The organism is Fictibacillus nanhaiensis (genome assembly GCF_023715445.1).
GTDB lineage: Bacteria > Bacillota > Bacilli > Bacillales > Fictibacillaceae > Fictibacillus > Fictibacillus nanhaiensis_D.
Genome location: NZ_JAMBOD010000014.1, coordinates 1 through 16,007 on the forward strand (window position 1 = coordinate 1; position 16,007 = coordinate 16,007).

A 16,007-nucleotide genomic window follows, 5' to 3' on the forward strand; every position below is an offset into this window, starting at 1 on the left:
AGAAGAAATGCTTCTTCTCTTGTTATCCGGTATTAGCCCCGGTTTCCCGGAGTTATCCCCGTCTTACAGGCAGATTACCCACGTGTTACTCACCCGTCCGCCGCTAAATCAGAGGAGCAAGCTCCTCCTCATTCGCTCGACTTGCATGTATTAGGCACGCCGCCAGCGTTCATCCTGAGCCAGGATCAAACTCTCCATAAAAGTGTTTGACTTGCTCGATTTAAAACTGACGGAATTAAATTTAATTCCTTACCTATTTCTTTTGTTCAGTTTTCAAAGAACTTTTTTAAACCGTTTTTCAACGCCGCTCGTTTTGGCGACTTTATTAGGTTAACACGTCGTAACCCTTATTGTCAACAGCTTTTTTAAAACTTTTAAGTTAGCTTTCAACAGGGTAGTATTCCTTGCGACGAAGAATAATATACCACCATTTTCGCTCTTGTACAATAGTTTTTTATAAAATAATTTAACATTTCTTTTTCAGACATTAGCGTCATATAACCGATTACCATATGGGCTAAGAAAATAACCTTCGAGCACAAGATATTGTGAAATGATAATGACTGTATTCACACCTCAATTAGCTTTCTCAAATTGCAAATGCATCATTCATTTCTTAAAAAAGAACAGACCAGCCACTTGGCTGGTCTTCAATAATCATCTTATTTCTCAGAATGGCGCATTTGCGGGAACAGCAACACGTCACGGATAGATGGTGAGTTCGTTAACAGCATAACTAATCGATCAATACCGATTCCTAGTCCGCCTGTTGGAGGCATACCATATTCAAGAGCCTCTACAAAATCTTCATCCATCATATGCGCTTCATCATTTCCTTCAGCACGTTCTTTAAGCTGCTCTTCAAAACGCTCGCGCTGATCGATTGGGTCGTTAAGTTCAGAGAATGCATTTGCATGCTCACGGCCAACGATAAAGAGTTCGAAACGATCCGTAAAGCGTGGGTCCTCTGGGTTCTTTTTAGCAAGAGGAGAAATTGCAACTGGGTGTCCATATATGAAAGTAGGCTGAATAAGCTTTTCTTCAACAAAATACTCAAAGAATTCGTTAACCACATGCCCATAAGACATGTTGTCCTTTACAGGTACATTATGCTTTTTAGCTAGTTCACGGGCTTCTTCGTCTGACATTTTCGGCCAGAAATCCACACCAACAGCTTCTTTAATCGCGTCTACCATATGAACTCTCTTCCAACGCGGCTTAAGATCCACTTCGTAATCGCCATACGTCACAGTTGTTGAGCCTAGTACATCTTCAGCGATGTGTGCGATCAGGTTTTCTGTAAGTTCCATAATATCAAGGTAATCTGCATACGCTTCATATAGTTCAATCATCGTGAATTCTGGATTATGACGAGTTGATACTCCTTCATTACGGAATACACGTCCGATTTCATATACCTTCTCTAAACCGCCCACGATAAGGCGCTTTAAATGAAGCTCTATTGCGATACGCATGTAAAGTTCCATGTCCAATGCATTATGATGCGTGATAAATGGACGGGCAGAAGCACCGCCAGGAATGGAATGCATCGTCGGTGTTTCAACTTCCAAGTAACCATGGTCATCTAAGTAACGGCGCATAGAACGGATAATCTTTGAACGGGAAATAAATGTATCTTTTACTTCCGGGTTCATAATTAGATCTACATAACGCTGACGGTATCGTTGCTCCACGTCTTTTAACCCATGGAACTTATCTGGAAGCGGACGCAAGGATTTCGTTAAAAGCTGAAAGTCCTTCGCTTTAATAGAAAGCTCTCCTACTTTTGTTTTAAAAACTAATCCTGTAACCCCAACCCAGTCACCGATATCAATTGTATTGAACAAATCATATTGCTCTTCACCGACTGCATCTTGTCTTACGTATATCTGAATTTTACCAGTAAGGTCTTGAATGTGGGCAAATCCAGCTTTACCTTTTCCGCGCTTTGTCATGATACGGCCAGCAAGAGTTACTTCGACCTCTTGGCTGTCCAATTCTTCTTTTTCAGTTTCTCCATATTCAGAAATAAGATCAGCAGCAGAATGTGTACGGTTAAACTTTGTACCAAACGGATCTAATCCTTTTTCTGTTAAAGCAGCTAACTTTTCGCGCCGCACGCGCAGCAAATCATTTAATTCTACTTCTTGACTCATGGGAACACTCCTAGCTTTAGCAGTTTTGAATATCAATTATGTTATAAGTTAAATTTTCGCCCGCCGGAACTTGGATGCAGATTAGCGAATTAATCGTTTTGCCAAGGGCGGCTTTCGCAATCGGCGAATGCACAGAAATCGTATTATCACGGGGATCCGCTTCAAAAGGATGAACAATTGTATATGTGTATCTTTCTTTATAGATGGTTTCCTCTATAGTAATAACCGATCCGGTTTCTACCAAATCTCCCGCTTCCCTTACACTCGGAAAGGTAATAGAACGTGACAGCACATTCTCGATCTCGTCCATTCGGCTGTTTATGAAGTCTTTTTCCGGAGAATTCCGGAATTCCTTTTTGCGTTTTGATAGGTATTGAAGTTCTTTTTCCAGCTTCCTGGTGCCTTCTTGTGTGAGTTTTAGCATATTCATATGCTATTCCCCCTGTTTTTTTAATAAAAGAAAACACCGGCTGCTGTTTAAATGCCTTTTAAGCAAACAACAGCCAGTCATCTGATGATCTGGCTGTATGTCACTATGATCAGCTGATTTTTTGCTGTTTTTCTTCCAGCTGATCTACGTAATCGAATAATAGCTTGCTCATATCATCACGTGTTGTCATCTGGTTGATTTCATTTCGGACAGATCCTGTTTTAGGTAATCCTTTAAGATACCACGCTGCGTGCTTTCTCATTTCACGTACTGCTACTTCTTCGCCTTTGAGTTCGATTAAACGATCCATATGAAGCATGCAAATATTCATTTTTTCACGAGCGTTCGGTTCAGGAAGAATCTCTCCTTTTTCAAGGTACTGAACGGTACGGTAAAGCATCCAAGGATTTCCGAGTGCCGCTCTCCCGATCATAACACCATCAACGCCATATTTCTCAAGACGCTCTTTTGCTTCTTGTGGTGTTGAGATATCACCATTTCCTATTACAGGAATCGAAACATTTTGTTTTACTTCTTTGATGATGTCCCAGTTTGCTGTTCCTTCATACATTTGAACACGTGTACGGCCATGTACGGCTACTGCAGCACCCCCCGCTCGTTCAACTGCCTGTGCATTTTTCACAGCATAAACATGATCTTCATCCCATCCGATACGCATTTTTACTGTTACCGGCTTTTGTACAGCATCTACTGTAGCTGCTACCATCTCATAGATCTTATCTGGGTCAAGCAGCCATTTTGCTCCAGCATCACACTTTGTGATTTTAGGAACCGGACATCCCATATTGATATCAATAATATCTGCATTCGTATGCTTATCAACATATTTAGCTGCAGCTACCAGCGATTCACGCTCCCCTCCAAAAATCTGAAGGCTAAGCGGTTTTTCACGTTCATCGACATAAAGCATCTTTAAAGATTTTTCATTTTCATAAAGAATACCTTTGTCACTTACCATCTCTGCACATACAAGTCCTGCTCCGAACTCTTTCGCGATCAAACGGAACGCAGGGTTGCACACTCCAGCCATTGGTGCCAGCACCACTGGGTTTTTCATTGTAATATCACCGATCTTCAACCTACATATCACCTCGTTTCACTTATGTTTAATAAGATCTATCTGCTTACTGTAACTCTTCAACGTTAATGCTGAACTGATTCGCTATTTTATGAAGCAAATCTACTTTGGGCTTTCGGCTGCCCCTTTCCACCTCGCCAAGAACGGAAACGGAGATGCCGATATCTTTGGCAAGCTGTTCTTGCGTGTAGCCTTTTAATTTTCGGAACGCACGGATGCGTCTTCCCAGTCTGTCTTCTTCCATATGCGTACACCTTCTTTATCTCTTTGTTCGCAAAGGACTTGATGCAAAGAAATTGTGTTATCCGGATAAACATCATCAGGAGCAATTTCACTAAGAGGTATGAGAACAAATGCCCTTTCAAGCATACGTGGATGCGGAATTTCTAACACTTCCGTCTGTATACTTACACTATTATACAATAAAATGTCAAGGTCTATTGTTCGAGGTCCCCATTTTTGAACCCTTTTCCGATCCAATTTGGTTTCCACTTCTTGCAGTTTACTCAAAAGTGCCTGTGGAGAAAGACTGGTTTTGAGTTTTACGGCTAAATTTAAAAACAGCGGCTGATCAGTATAACCTACAGGATCAGTTTCGTAGATCGATGAAACGTTCTCTATTAAAATGTCAGGATATACGCTTAGCTGCTCTATCGCTTTCTTTAATAGCCCTTCCCTGTCACCCATGTTTGAGCCGACAGACAAGTAAGCTGTATTCATTCGTTCCATTCAGCCGCGGCCTCTTGTGATCTCAACAGCCACGGAGTCATAATGGCCAGGAATCGGAGGATCTGGTTTAATTACTTTTACTGTCGTTTCATCCACTGATGTAAATTTTCCAAGCAAAGAAGCAGCAATACTTTCAGCTAACGATTCTAAAAGTTTAACCGGGTCTCCCTCAACAATCTCTTTTACTGCATCATACACTTCTTTATAATTGACCGTTTGATCGAGTTCATCTGTAAATCCCGCTTTTGAAAGATCAAGTGATAACGTTACATCTACGTTGAATCGCTGACCGAGCTTTTGTTCCTCAGCAAAAACGCCGTGATAGCCATAAAATTTCATGCCGTTTACATACATTTTATCCATGGATTTCAGCACCTTTCCCGAGCATAATATCCATCATTTTTGCCATTCTGCTTATTTCTTTTACATCATGCACACGCACGATTGAAGAGCCTCTTTCAATTCCAAGGCAAACTGTAGCCCCTGTCCCTTCCATACGTTCATCAACTGGAAGATCAAGCGCTTTTCCGATCATCGATTTTCGGGAAGTACCTAATAAAACAGGATAGCCCATGTTTGTTATTTCATTAAGCCTTCTCATCGTTTCAAGATTTTGCTGGAATGTTTTAACGAACCCGATTCCTGGATCCAGGATAATGTTTTCCGGTTTAACTCCTGCCTTTACGGCTATTGCTATACTGTGTTCTAAATCAGCGATCACATCAGCCATGAACTCCTGATAATTTGTATCAAAACGGTTATGCATTAAAATAACCGGTACATTCGTTTCAGCCATAACACGCGGCATGTCTGGATCGAGTCTGGCTCCCCATACATCATTTATAATATGAGCACCGGCTTGAACAGCCTGTCTTGCCGTTTCTGCTTTATACGTATCGATTGAAATCGGAACATCTACTTCTTTTTTCAGTGCTTCAATAACAGGAATAACCCGCTCCAGCTCTTCTTCCAGTGTAACTTTTGCAGCACCCGGTCTTGTTGACTCTCCGCCAACGTCGATAATATCTGCTCCATCTCTTACCATCTCTTTTGCATGAGCGATAGCTTGCTCAATCCGGTTATGATGTCCGCCATCTGAGAAAGAATCGGGAGTTACGTTCAATATCCCCATTACATATGTCTTTTTTGAAAAATCGAGTACGTATTCTCCGCACATAAGCTTAGGGCCGTTCAAGATCATCTCATGCATAGACTATCTATCCTTTCTTTCTAAAAACATCAAATCGATCGGCGTCGATTTTTTGTATCTTCGCTATACATTGCTATAAGTTTTTGAAAAAGTTCACCTTCAGCGCCAGGATATTTTTTTTCTTCAAACCGGTTAACCGGTACAAGCTCCTGAATGGAATTAGTAAGAAAAACTTCATCCGCATCTAGAAGTTCCTTTATTTTATAATTCCCTGTTTCAAAAGGAATGTTCCTTTTCTCTGAAGCTTTTAGAACCCATTTTCTTGTAATACCATTTAATATGCCTGTTGAAAGCCCAGGTGTGAACAGTTTTCTGCCTTTATACCAAAACAGGTTTGAAACCGTTCCTTCACTGATGTAGCCCTCTTTAGTTAAAAACACGCCTTCTTGTTTAAGTGCGTTCTTAAGCTCTCTTTTACCAAGGATGCTGTTTAAATAATGGTGAGACTTTAACCTTCTTTCACCTTCTGGCGTGTTGCGTACGGTGTTCAAGGGAACCAGTTCTTTTTCAGAATCGGATCTCGTTTGCGGCAGCGGTTTTGTAAAAAGAATAACAGCAGGGCTTTCGTATGGGTCGGTTTGGAGCCCGATATCCCCAACGCCTGCTGATACATTCAACCGGAAATAAGCATCTTTTAATTCATTCTTTTCAAGCAATATCTTGACCATTTCTAATATATGGTCAGAATCAATAGCGGCTGATATATTTAATTCGTTTAATGCCTCATGCAGCCGTTCGATATGTTCATCGATCAAAAATGGAAAACCGTTATAGGTCCTGAATGTTTCAAACGCCCCGAGACCATACATGAACCCATGGTCATATGGTGAAATAGCGGCATCTTCCTTTGAAAGAACTTGTCCATTTATATAGATGTACATATGTTTTTGCCTTTATAAAAACCAATGAAGTTTCGTAAAAGCTTCTTCCCGTCCTCCGTTAAAATGGATTCGGGGTGATATTGCACGCCTTCAATCGCGAGCTCTTTATGACGGATTCCCATGATTTCGCCTTCTTCTGTCCAAGATGAAATCTCAAAGCAATCAGGCAGTGTCTCTCTTTTTACGATCAGTGAGTGATAGCGCGTTGCCGGAAATCTTTGCTCCAATCCTTCATAGACCGTTTTTCCGTCATGCAGAACAGGAGATACTTTACCATGCATCAATCTGTCAGCACGTACCACGTCTCCGCCAAAAACCTGAGCGATCGCCTGGTGGCCAAGACATACACCGAATACAGGAATCTTCCCGGCAAAATAACGGATAGCTTCCAGACTGATTCCCGCTTCATTTGGGGAACATGGTCCAGGTGATATCATTAAAAATTCCGGATTTAATTGCTCGATTTCTTTAATCGTTATCTCATCATTTCTTTTTACGACTAGCTCTTCACCCATTTCACCTAAATATTGAACGAGGTTGTACGTAAAAGAATCGTAGTTATCAATCATTAAAATCATCTCGTCTCTTCTCCTCTCATGTGCTGTTTTATACTAAAATTGACCCGAGCTCACTTTGCTCTTTAGCACGCCACAGCGCCTCTGCTTTTTTCAAACTCTCTTTGTATTCACTTTCTGGTATGGAGTCAATGACAATACCGGCACCAGCTTGAACATGTGCAATTCCATTTTGACATACCATCGTACGGATTGCGATATTCATTTCAGTATCGCCGTTAAACCCGATCCATCCGATACTTCCCGTATAAACGCCTCTTCTGACAGGTTCAAGCTCTTCGATGATCTCCATCGTTCTTACTTTCGGAGCTCCCGTTATCGTGCCGCCAGGAAATGTTGCTTTAATACAATCAAAAGCATCGCATTCAGGTCTTAATTTTCCTATCACGTTTGAAACGATATGCATAACATGGGAGTATCTTTCAATGACCATAAACTCATCCACTTTAACCGAACCGTATGCAGAAACCTTTCCAAGGTCGTTTCTCTCAAGGTCAACAAGCATAACATGTTCTGCTCGCTCTTTTTCATTTTCGATTAACGTATTGGCAAGCTCCAGGTCTTCCTCTTCCGTTCTTCCCCGCGGCCGAGTCCCTGCAATAGGGCGCGTGCTTACACAATCGCCTTTTTTCTTTACTAAAAGCTCAGGGGAAGCACTGACAAGCTGAAAGTCCGGCGTTTCCAAATATCCCATATAAGGTGAGGGATTAATCCGTCTCAATTCCTCATATATATTTATCGGTGAAGTCTGCAGTGATTTCGATTGGCGTACAGACAGGTTTACTTGAAAAACATCACCGTCAGAAATATAGGACTGAACCTTTTTTACAGCATCCACAAAAACATCTTCGGCCATAGATACGTACTTAAAGTCCTCATCTTTTGTAATGTTCTGATCATAACCTTTTGAAGGCTGCGGGGAACTAGGTGTATGCCACATTTCCTTAAACGCACGGAGCTTATCTAAGCTATATAGATCGTCTTTTTCTTCACTTAACACGAGAATCCAAAGCTTGTTCGTCTCATGATCATAGACGAAAACATCTTTAAACAATAAAAAATATAAGTCAGGCAGTCCGAGGTCATCATCTGAACGTGCTGGAAGTTTCTCGAATTCACGAGTCAGATCATAGCTTAAATAGCCGATTGCCCCGCCTGTAAAGTCCGGCAGACCTTGAACAGGTTCAACATGAAAGTTCTTAAACCACTTTTGAAACTCTTTATAGACTGGTCCCTTTTTTACTGTTATCCCATCTTCGGTTTTTACCGTTAGCACATTTTCTTTCCCAGATACTTCGGCGAACGGAGAAAGTCCGATAATGCTGTACTTCCCAGTTCTTCCGCTCTCTAGTAAAACATGGCGAGTTTCGGTTGCAGATAACGATTTATATTTATAAAACCACTCATCTTGAGGCAATGAAATATTTGTATGCAGCACATGCCATTTCTTGTTCGTCCCCATAAGGTCACTCTCCCAAAAATCTTCTGTTTACATTGTACATGAGGCGTTTCACTTTGGCACACCTTTCTGTCAATTTCCTGCATTTTCAAATGCGTTTTGAATATAAGTGGTTGATTTCCACTCCAGGTTGCTCGCTTTCCGCGGGGCGTTCGGTGAGCCCCTTGAGTTCTGCTCTCGTTTTTCGTTACTTTGAGCGAAAAAAGAAATTCTTGAGCGTAACTTCAGGCAGTTTGAGCGTAGCTTGAAGATCTTGAGCGTAACTCGGCTTTATTGAGCGAAACTCAGGAATTTTGAGCGAACGTGTAATAATTATAAGAACACGTACCGTAGAATTACATCAACATGGACCGGAGAACGGGGCTAACGACGTTTTCGCTTTTCGTCTGTTCCACTGATCCTACTAACCGTATCTTTTGCATAAAAAAAGCCCCCATAAGGGAGCGGTAATTTTAGTCTTCGAATTGGTAAAGCGGTGTACTTAAGTATCTTTCACCGTTACTCGGAATTACAGCCAGAACCTTTTTGCCTTTGCCTAGCTTTTTCGCAACTTTTAACGCGGCTGCAATTGCTGCACCTGATGAGATGCCTCCTAAAAGACCTTCCTCACGCGCTGCTCTTCTAGCCCATTCGAATGCTTCGTCATTTGAAATCGTCAGCACTTCATCATAGATATCTGTTTTTAAAATATCCGGCACAAAACCTGCTCCTATTCCCTGTATCTTATGCGGTCCTGGTTTTCCGCCTGATAAAACAGGGGAATCTGTCGGCTCGACAGCGTAAATTTTAATTTCAGGATATTTTTCTCGAAGAACTTCCCCGGCACCTGTAATCGTTCCACCTGTACCAATCCCTGAAACAAAACCATCTAATCCGTCAGGAAATTGAGCGATAATTTCTTTTCCTGTAGTATTTCGGTGAACTTTCGGATTCGCTTCATTTTTAAATTGCTGCGGCATGAAATAGCCTTTTTCTTTCGATAATTCTTCCGCTTTTCGGATTGCTCCGCCCATTCCTTCAGGACCTGGAGTCAAGATAAGTTCCGCTCCATAAGCTCTTAACAAGTTGCGTCTTTCCATGCTCATTGTTTCAGGCATAACAAGAACGGCCTTATAGCCTTTGGCAGCAGCCACCATCGCAAGGCCGATTCCTGTATTTCCGCTTGTAGGCTCAATGATCGTATCTCCTGCGTTTAACTTCCCGCTTTCTTCTGCAGCTTCAATCATCGCTAATGCGATACGGTCCTTTACACTGCTTCCTGGATTCATAAATTCCAGCTTTAAATAAACATCTGCCATATCTTCTGTAGTTAACCGGTTTAATTTCACAACAGGGGTCTGACCGATTAATTCCGTAATCGACTGTGCCACTCTCGCCATTCACCATCACTCCTAAAGCCGAGTATTTTTATTGGATTAATTGTATCAACCTTGGAAATCATCTGTCAATTTTATTGCACGTGTAAAACCATCTATTACAATGGTACGCACAAAAATTTTTTTCATGTGTAAATCAAAACCCGGAATGAATTCCGGGTCTAGGATTTTGCTTGATCAAGCAACGTTTGAAGTTCTTCTTTTGAAAAAACATAGGTTGCATTGCAAAACTGGCAGTTCGTTTCAGCTTGTCCGTCTTCTTCAATAATATCTTTAATTTCCTGCTCTCCAAGACTGACAATCGCTTGCCCAAACCGTTCATGGGAACAAGTACATTTAAAGCGGACAAGAGACTTTTCTAAAATTTGAACCTGATCTTCGCCTAAAAGCTCAAATAAAATTTCTTCAGGAGTCAACCCTTTTTCAATTAAGCGTGAGATGGGAGGGATCGCATTAATGCGCTCTTCCAATAGGTCTACAATACTGTCAGATGCATTTGGCATTACCTGTATAATAAAACCGCCTGAAGCTTTAATCGAATTATCAGGGTTTACCAGAACTCCTACACCCACTGCTGAAGGCACTTGTTCAGAGGAAGCAAAGTAATACGTGAAGTCTTCACCAAGCTCGCCTGAAACCAAAGGTACTTGCCCTGTAAACTTTTCACGCATTCCGATATCCTTTAAAACAGAAAGATACCCATCCTTTCCGACTGCCCGTGCGACATCAAGCTTCCCTTGACTGTTCAGCTCAAAATGGGTTTGCGGATTCGTAACATAACCGCGCGTTTCACCCTTCGTATTGCTATCTACAATAATAACGCCGATAGGGCCTCCGCCTTCAATCTTAACGGTAATCTTGTTGTCTTCTCCTTTTAGCATCATACCCATCATTGTAGACGCAGTCATTGCTCTTCCTAATGCTGCTGATGCCGTAGGCCATGTATTATGTCTTTGCTGCGCTTCACTGACCATCTCAGTGGTAGAAATGGCATACGCACGAATTTGCCCGTCATACGCCAGGGCTTTAATTAAATAGTCATTCATCGTAACTCATCCTTTTAGCCGTTCTTGTTTTTATCATAAATAAGCAATAGACCTTTTAATGTTAAATAAGGATCTACATGATCAATAACACTGCTTTCGGCTGCGATCAGATTAGCAAGTCCTCCAGTCGCGATAACCGTAGGTTCAATCGGTGATTGATCCTTCATTCTTTTTACAATACCCTCTACTTGACCGACATATCCATAAAGAATACCGGCTTGCATCGCATTAACCGTATTTTTGCCGATTACGCCTTCAGGTTTAGCTATTTCGATACGCGGAAGTTTAGCAGCCTTCGTATAGAGAGCTTCTGTAGAGATATTGATACCAGGCGCAATCGCACCGCCCATGTATTGTTTATTTTCATTGATATAGCAGTATGTTGTTGCCGTTCCAAAATCCACAATAATCAAAGGTGAATCATATTCATGAATCGCAGCAACCGCATTGACGATGCGGTCTGCTCCTACTTCTCTAGGATTTTCGTACTTTATATTTAACCCTGTTTTAATGCCAGGTCCTACTATCAATGGACGCTGGTTGAAGTATTTTACACACATACGCTCCAAGGCAAACATAATAGGCGGAACGACAGAAGAAATAATAATTCCTTCAATTTGTTCTTTATGAATATTCACGTGCCGGAACAGATCCAGTATCAGCATACCGTATTCGTCTTCTGTTTTTTCACGTGATGTATGAATTCTCCAATGATGCTTCAGTTCATCGTTCTCATATAATCCTAAAACAATATTCGTATTTCCGACATCAAACACAAAAATCATGAGATTGTCCCCGCTTCTTATCTTAAGTTTCTATAATAGTTATAACACAAAACAAATAGGTGTAAAGCAACCTGACTTTTTAAGGCTTTTTTCGCTAATTCGAGTTGTTATTGAAAGTGGTTGATATCCGTTACAGATGCTCGCTTTCCGGGGGACGTGCGGTGAGCGAGTCCTGCAGCGGAAGTAGCTTCTATCATAAACAACAAAGCATACGAAAAAGAAATTACAAAAAAGGACACCTCAAGATTTTGAGGCATCCTTTGGAAATTAATCTTGTTTTGGCTCTTCTTCATCCTTCTTGTTAAGGGTAACTTTAACATCATCAGATGGTTTAGAAATCGTCTTTTTGTCAGGGAGCTGACCTGTTTTAACAAGTTCCTTGATTTGTTCTTCATCAAGTGTTTCTACAGTTAACAATGTCTGAGCGATGATTTCTAATTTAGAATTGTGCTCTGTAAGAATCTGACGGCAGCGCTCATAAGATTCTTTGATGATGCGCTGTACTTCTAAATCAATTTCATGCGCGATTGCATCACTGTAATTTTGCTCATTATTGAAGTCTCTTCCTAAGAACACTTGGCCTCCTTGAGAGGAACCAAACTGCATTGGTCCGAGACGTTCACTCATACCAAACTCCGTTACCATGCGGCGGGCGATACCCGTTGCACGCTGGAAATCATTATGAGCACCTGTACTTACTTCATGGAACGTAATCTCTTCGGCAACACGGCCTCCAAGCAATCCAACAATTTTATCTTCTAATTCAGGTTTAGTCATGAAATAGCGATCTTCTTTAGGAAGCATAACCGTATATCCTCCAGCTTGACCACGAGGAACAACCGTTACTTTGTGAACTGTGTCAGCACCTTCAAGAACAAGACCAATTACTGTATGACCAGCTTCATGGTAAGCAACGATGTTCTTTTCTTTTTCAGAAATAACGCGGCTCTTCTTAGCCGGACCTGCGATTACACGGTCAATCGCTTCATCTACATCATCCATATCGATCTTTTTCTTATCTGTACGCGCAGCTACTAATGCTGCTTCGTTTAACAAGTTTTCAAGATCCGCACCAGAGAAACCTGGAGTACGCATCGCGATAGTTTTTAAGTTAACGTCTTCTGCAAGCGGCTTATTACGCGCATGCACTTGAAGAACTTCTTCACGTCCTTTTACGTCTGGGCGGTTAACCGGAATCTGACGGTCAAAACGTCCTGGACGAAGAAGTGCAGGGTCAAGGATATCAGCACGGTTTGTAGCCGCGATGATAATGATTCCTTCGTTTGCACCGAAACCATCCATCTCAACTAGCAATTGGTTCAAGGTTTGCTCACGCTCATCGTGACCTCCCCCAAGACCAGCTCCACGCTGGCGTCCTACTGCATCAATCTCATCAATGAAAATGATACACGGAGCATTTTTCTTTGCATTTTCAAACAAGTCACGGACACGCGACGCACCGACACCGACGAACATTTCAACGAAATCAGAACCTGAAATCGAGAAGAACGGAACGCCAGCTTCTCCTGCTACAGCACGTGCAAGAAGGGTTTTACCTGTACCCGGAGGTCCCACTAAAAGAACACCCTTAGGAATACGTGCACCTAGTGCAGAGAACTTGCGTGGATCTTTCAAGAACTCAACAACTTCTACAAGTTCCTGTTTCTCTTCATCCGCTCCGGCTACATCTTTAAAAGTAACCTTTTTCTTTTCTTCATTGTAGAGTTTAGCTTTGCTCTTTCCAAAGTTCATAACCCGGCTTCCGCCGCCTTGAGCTTGGTTTAACAAGAAGAAGAATAAAATAAAGATAATGACAAACGGGATAATCGATGTGAAGAATGTAACCCAGCCGCTCGTCTGTTCTTGCTGTTTAAATTCGACATTTGCAGTATCAGCCAGCTTTTCAATTTCAGCAAGCGTATTACCTGTCAATGGAGCATTTGTCTGGAATACTTCTCCTTCTTTCGCTCCCTCCAGCTTACCTCGGACAACATAAACGCCACCCTCTGGCTGGTAAACAATGCTTTCCACTTTGCCGTCTTCAATGTACTTTGTCAGCTGGTCATAGCGAATTTCTTTTACTTCGTTGTTATTGCCGTTAAAGAAGCTGACAACTCCAACAACAACCAAAAAGATTAATAAATAAAATATAGTATTTCGGAAGATGCGATTCATTCCTTACCTCCTTAGGCGAACAATCAAATCTTATGCGGTTCTGCTATTCTTTCTTTTCGTAGATCTCGGGCTTTAATACGCCAATATAAGGCAAGTTGCGGTACTTCTCGATATAATCCAAGCCGTAGCCGACAACAAAAGCATCAGGAACGATAAAGCCGGCTAGATCCGGTGTAATATCTACTTTTCGTCCTGTTGGCTTATCTAACAATGTTACAATCTTAACCGTTTTGGCTTTTCGTGCTTTAAACAAATTAACCAAATAGCTAAGAGTCAATCCGCTGTCAATAATATCTTCTACAATGATTACGTCTCGACCTTCTAAGGAAGTATCTAAATCTTTAACGATTTTCACCTGACCGGAAGAAACGGTAGAAGCTCCGTAACTGGAGACTGCCATCAAATCGATTTCAAGATGGATATCCATTCGTTTAATCAGATCTGCCATAAAAGGAAGAGCACCTTTTAAAACACCGATTACCAATGGAAAATTGTCCTTATATTCCTCGGAAAGCTCTTTTCCAAGCTCTTTGATCTTGCCTTGTATGGCTTCTTCGGAAATAAGTGTTTCTAAAATTTCATCATGCATAGTTCAACAAGCCTCCTAGACGTCATGGCGATTTTTTTGAAAGCGTAAGATAACCCACTGTTCTGAATGATTTATCTGATTGCGGTTCGAGTGTTTCAGTCCGGGAAGCCATAAAATATCGCCGTTTGCATCAACAACGACAGGCCAAACCTTCCGTTCTTCCTGTGCCACTTTAGCATCAATAAATATATCTTTTAATTTCCGCGTACCAACGCCGGCAATCGCCATCCGGTCACCTGGTCTGCGATTTCGAACTCGTAAAGGGAGACTTACATCATTTCGTGAAAACACAAAAACATCTTTTCCTCTAATTGAATCTGGTTCGCGATCCGTTATTTCAGCAGTCAGCATGCCAATCGGCACTTTTGCACTGCCAGGCAGTTCTATTGAAAAATCATAAGATTCTTCGGGTTTTACCTGCTCAAAACTTAACGTACACCTGTCATAAGTTCGGCTAATTAAAAGGCCTGACGGAAAATGCAAAAATCCGGATGGATGCTCACTTCCGAGCAAACAAAGAAAGTTCTCCTTATGTACAGAGGAAAGAGATGAAGGATTTAATTTATACAGATAGTTCAATATTAGTGTAATCCCTCTTTTTTGTAAAGGAATAGGCATCTTGTTAAATGCGGATACAGATAACTCTATTTTCCCCTCTGTTTTAACTATTAAAACCTTTTCTAACTCTATTTCAGCCTGATGTAATATATACGCTTCATCTTCTGAAATGGTTTCACTTAAATATTGAAATCTTTCATGCACCTTCGGATTTTCCTGCTTCAAAAAAGGCAGCACGTTTTTTCTGAATCTGTTCCGTACATATTTTTCGCTCTCGTTGGACGGATCATAAACAGGATGCAAATCTTCTACTTTACAATAATGCTCGATTTCGTCTTTCGTTATTCCTAAAAAAGGCCGGATAATTTCACCTTCACCAAAAGGGCGTTTAATAGGAATTCCAGCAAGGCTGTATCCTTCGCTGCCTCTTGTCATTCTCATCAGCATCGTTTCAACTTGATCATCGCCATGATGTGCCAGTGCAAGTACTTCCGCTTTATGTTTTTTCATAACTTGCTCAAAGAAATCATACCTGCATATCCTGGCCGCTGTCTGAAGCGAGAGATGATGTTTTTTTTGAAAACTTGATACATCTCCTTCCCCGCCTTCAAACGGGATGTTCCTTTCTGCGCAGAACTGTTTAGTAATCTCCAGTTCACGGGCAGATTCTTCACCTCTAAGCGTATGATCAAATGAAGCTGCAATGACATAGATACTGTAAAGGGCAGACCTTTTCCAAAGAAAATGCAGCAAAGCCAAAGAATCCGGTCCCCCGGATACGCCCACAACTACCGTTTTTGCGGATAAAAGAAGCTGGTGTCTTTTAATGAAATTTTCCACTTCCTGCAACCTAACCCGCTCCCTCAATGCTAACTTTTAAGTGAATCTGTCGGATCTTCAAATTAATCTGTCCACTTTTTAAGATTATTTGTCCACTTT

Annotated in this window: 16 protein-coding genes and 1 rRNA gene; all 17 read right to left on the reverse strand. The window is 41.4% G+C overall.

What is annotated here, in order from left to right:
- Positions 1-201 (reverse strand): 16S ribosomal RNA (locus M3196_RS20035); the annotation flags it as partial.
- Positions 202-662: 461 nt separating this feature from the next.
- Positions 663-2,156: a lysine--tRNA ligase gene (gene lysS, locus M3196_RS20040; RefSeq protein ID WP_251324116.1), complete on the reverse strand. Its 1,494-nt coding sequence runs from the start codon at positions 2,154-2,156 to the stop codon at positions 663-665.
- 16 nt (positions 2,157-2,172) lie between these two features.
- Positions 2,173-2,586 (reverse strand): GreA/GreB family elongation factor, encoded by a 414-nt coding sequence (locus M3196_RS20045; protein ID WP_251324117.1) that lies wholly within the window; start codon positions 2,584-2,586, stop codon positions 2,173-2,175.
- A 109-nt stretch (positions 2,587-2,695) separates the two neighbouring features.
- A complete protein-coding gene (gene dusB, locus M3196_RS20050) occupies positions 2,696-3,685 on the reverse strand; it encodes a tRNA dihydrouridine synthase DusB (protein WP_276531453.1) in 990 nt (329 codons plus the stop codon).
- Positions 3,686-3,731: 46 nt separating this feature from the next.
- Positions 3,732-3,929, reverse strand: a complete 198-nt coding sequence (locus tag M3196_RS20055; RefSeq protein ID WP_066238222.1) for a helix-turn-helix domain-containing protein — start codon at positions 3,927-3,929, stop codon at positions 3,732-3,734.
- Positions 3,881-4,405: a 2-amino-4-hydroxy-6-hydroxymethyldihydropteridine diphosphokinase gene (gene folK / locus M3196_RS20060; RefSeq protein WP_425311036.1), complete on the reverse strand. Its 525-nt coding sequence runs from the start codon at positions 4,403-4,405 to the stop codon at positions 3,881-3,883. The genes M3196_RS20055 and folK overlap by 49 nt, the downstream gene beginning before the upstream one ends.
- 9 nt (positions 4,406-4,414) lie before the next feature.
- Entirely contained in the window at positions 4,415-4,777 is a 363-nt protein-coding gene (folB, locus tag M3196_RS20065; protein ID WP_251324119.1) for a dihydroneopterin aldolase, read from the reverse strand.
- Positions 4,770-5,624: a dihydropteroate synthase gene (gene folP, locus M3196_RS20070; RefSeq protein ID WP_251324120.1), complete on the reverse strand. Its 855-nt coding sequence runs from the start codon at positions 5,622-5,624 to the stop codon at positions 4,770-4,772. The genes folB and folP overlap by 8 nt, the downstream gene beginning before the upstream one ends.
- 29 nt (positions 5,625-5,653) lie before the next feature.
- Positions 5,654-6,505: an aminodeoxychorismate lyase gene (gene pabC / locus M3196_RS20075; RefSeq protein ID WP_251324121.1), complete on the reverse strand. Its 852-nt coding sequence runs from the start codon at positions 6,503-6,505 to the stop codon at positions 5,654-5,656.
- Positions 6,490-7,083: an aminodeoxychorismate/anthranilate synthase component II gene (gene pabA / locus M3196_RS20080; RefSeq protein WP_251324122.1), complete on the reverse strand. Its 594-nt coding sequence runs from the start codon at positions 7,081-7,083 to the stop codon at positions 6,490-6,492. Before pabA ends, pabC begins: the two co-directional genes overlap by 16 nt.
- Positions 7,084-7,111: 28 nt before the next feature.
- Positions 7,112-8,542, reverse strand: a complete 1,431-nt coding sequence (locus M3196_RS20085) for an anthranilate synthase component I family protein (protein WP_251324123.1) — start codon at positions 8,540-8,542, stop codon at positions 7,112-7,114.
- A gap of 449 nt (positions 8,543-8,991) precedes the next feature.
- Positions 8,992-9,918 carry a cysteine synthase A gene (cysK, locus tag M3196_RS20090; protein WP_251324124.1) on the reverse strand — a complete coding sequence of 309 codons (927 nt, stop codon included), beginning with the start codon at positions 9,916-9,918 and terminating at the stop codon, positions 8,992-8,994.
- Positions 9,919-10,076: 158 nt separating this feature from the next.
- Positions 10,077-10,961: an Hsp33 family molecular chaperone HslO gene (gene hslO / locus M3196_RS20095; protein WP_251324125.1), complete on the reverse strand. Its 885-nt coding sequence runs from the start codon at positions 10,959-10,961 to the stop codon at positions 10,077-10,079.
- 14 nt (positions 10,962-10,975) lie between these two features.
- Positions 10,976-11,746 (reverse strand): type III pantothenate kinase, encoded by a 771-nt coding sequence (locus M3196_RS20100; RefSeq protein ID WP_251324126.1) that lies wholly within the window; start codon positions 11,744-11,746, stop codon positions 10,976-10,978.
- Positions 11,747-12,013: 267 nt separating this feature from the next.
- On the reverse strand, positions 12,014-13,921 hold the full coding sequence (gene ftsH / locus M3196_RS20105) for an ATP-dependent zinc metalloprotease FtsH (protein ID WP_251324127.1): 1,908 nt from the start codon (positions 13,919-13,921) through the stop codon (positions 12,014-12,016).
- Between the two features lie 43 nt (positions 13,922-13,964).
- Complete coding sequence (hpt, locus tag M3196_RS20110) at positions 13,965-14,510, reverse strand: hypoxanthine phosphoribosyltransferase (protein WP_251324128.1); 546 nt, start codon at positions 14,508-14,510, stop codon at positions 13,965-13,967.
- A gap of 15 nt (positions 14,511-14,525) precedes the next feature.
- On the reverse strand, positions 14,526-15,908 hold the full coding sequence (gene tilS / locus M3196_RS20115; protein ID WP_251324129.1) for a tRNA lysidine(34) synthetase TilS: 1,383 nt from the start codon (positions 15,906-15,908) through the stop codon (positions 14,526-14,528).
- Between the last annotated feature and the right edge of the window lie 99 nt (positions 15,909-16,007).

What these genes read in the sequence shown, in the direction of transcription:
- lysS (WP_251324116.1), bottom strand. Translation starts at nt 2,156, where the DNA reads ATGAGTCAAGAAGTAGAATTAAATGATTTGCTGCGCGTGCGGCGCGAA.
- M3196_RS20045 (WP_251324117.1), bottom strand. Translation starts at nt 2,586, where the DNA reads ATGAATATGCTAAAACTCACACAAGAAGGCACCAGGAAGCTGGAAAAA.
- M3196_RS20055 (WP_066238222.1), bottom strand. Translation starts at nt 3,929, where the DNA reads ATGGAAGAAGACAGACTGGGAAGACGCATCCGTGCGTTCCGAAAATTA.
- folK (WP_425311036.1), bottom strand. Translation starts at nt 4,405, where the DNA reads ATGAATACAGCTTACTTGTCTGTCGGCTCAAACATGGGTGACAGGGAA.
- folB (WP_251324119.1), bottom strand. Translation starts at nt 4,777, where the DNA reads ATGGATAAAATGTATGTAAACGGCATGAAATTTTATGGCTATCACGGC.
- folP (WP_251324120.1), bottom strand. Translation starts at nt 5,624, where the DNA reads ATGCATGAGATGATCTTGAACGGCCCTAAGCTTATGTGCGGAGAATAC.
- pabC (WP_251324121.1), bottom strand. Translation starts at nt 6,505, where the DNA reads ATGTACATCTATATAAATGGACAAGTTCTTTCAAAGGAAGATGCCGCT.
- pabA (WP_251324122.1), bottom strand. Translation starts at nt 7,083, where the DNA reads ATGATTTTAATGATTGATAACTACGATTCTTTTACGTACAACCTCGTT.
- M3196_RS20085 (WP_251324123.1), bottom strand. Translation starts at nt 8,542, where the DNA reads ATGGGGACGAACAAGAAATGGCATGTGCTGCATACAAATATTTCATTG.
- cysK (WP_251324124.1), bottom strand. Translation starts at nt 9,918, where the DNA reads ATGGCGAGAGTGGCACAGTCGATTACGGAATTAATCGGTCAGACCCCT.
- hslO (WP_251324125.1), bottom strand. Translation starts at nt 10,961, where the DNA reads ATGAATGACTATTTAATTAAAGCCCTGGCGTATGACGGGCAAATTCGT.
- M3196_RS20100 (WP_251324126.1), bottom strand. Translation starts at nt 11,746, where the DNA reads ATGATTTTTGTGTTTGATGTCGGAAATACGAATATTGTTTTAGGATTA.
- ftsH (WP_251324127.1), bottom strand. Translation starts at nt 13,921, where the DNA reads ATGAATCGCATCTTCCGAAATACTATATTTTATTTATTAATCTTTTTG.
- hpt (WP_251324128.1), bottom strand. Translation starts at nt 14,510, where the DNA reads ATGCATGATGAAATTTTAGAAACACTTATTTCCGAAGAAGCCATACAA.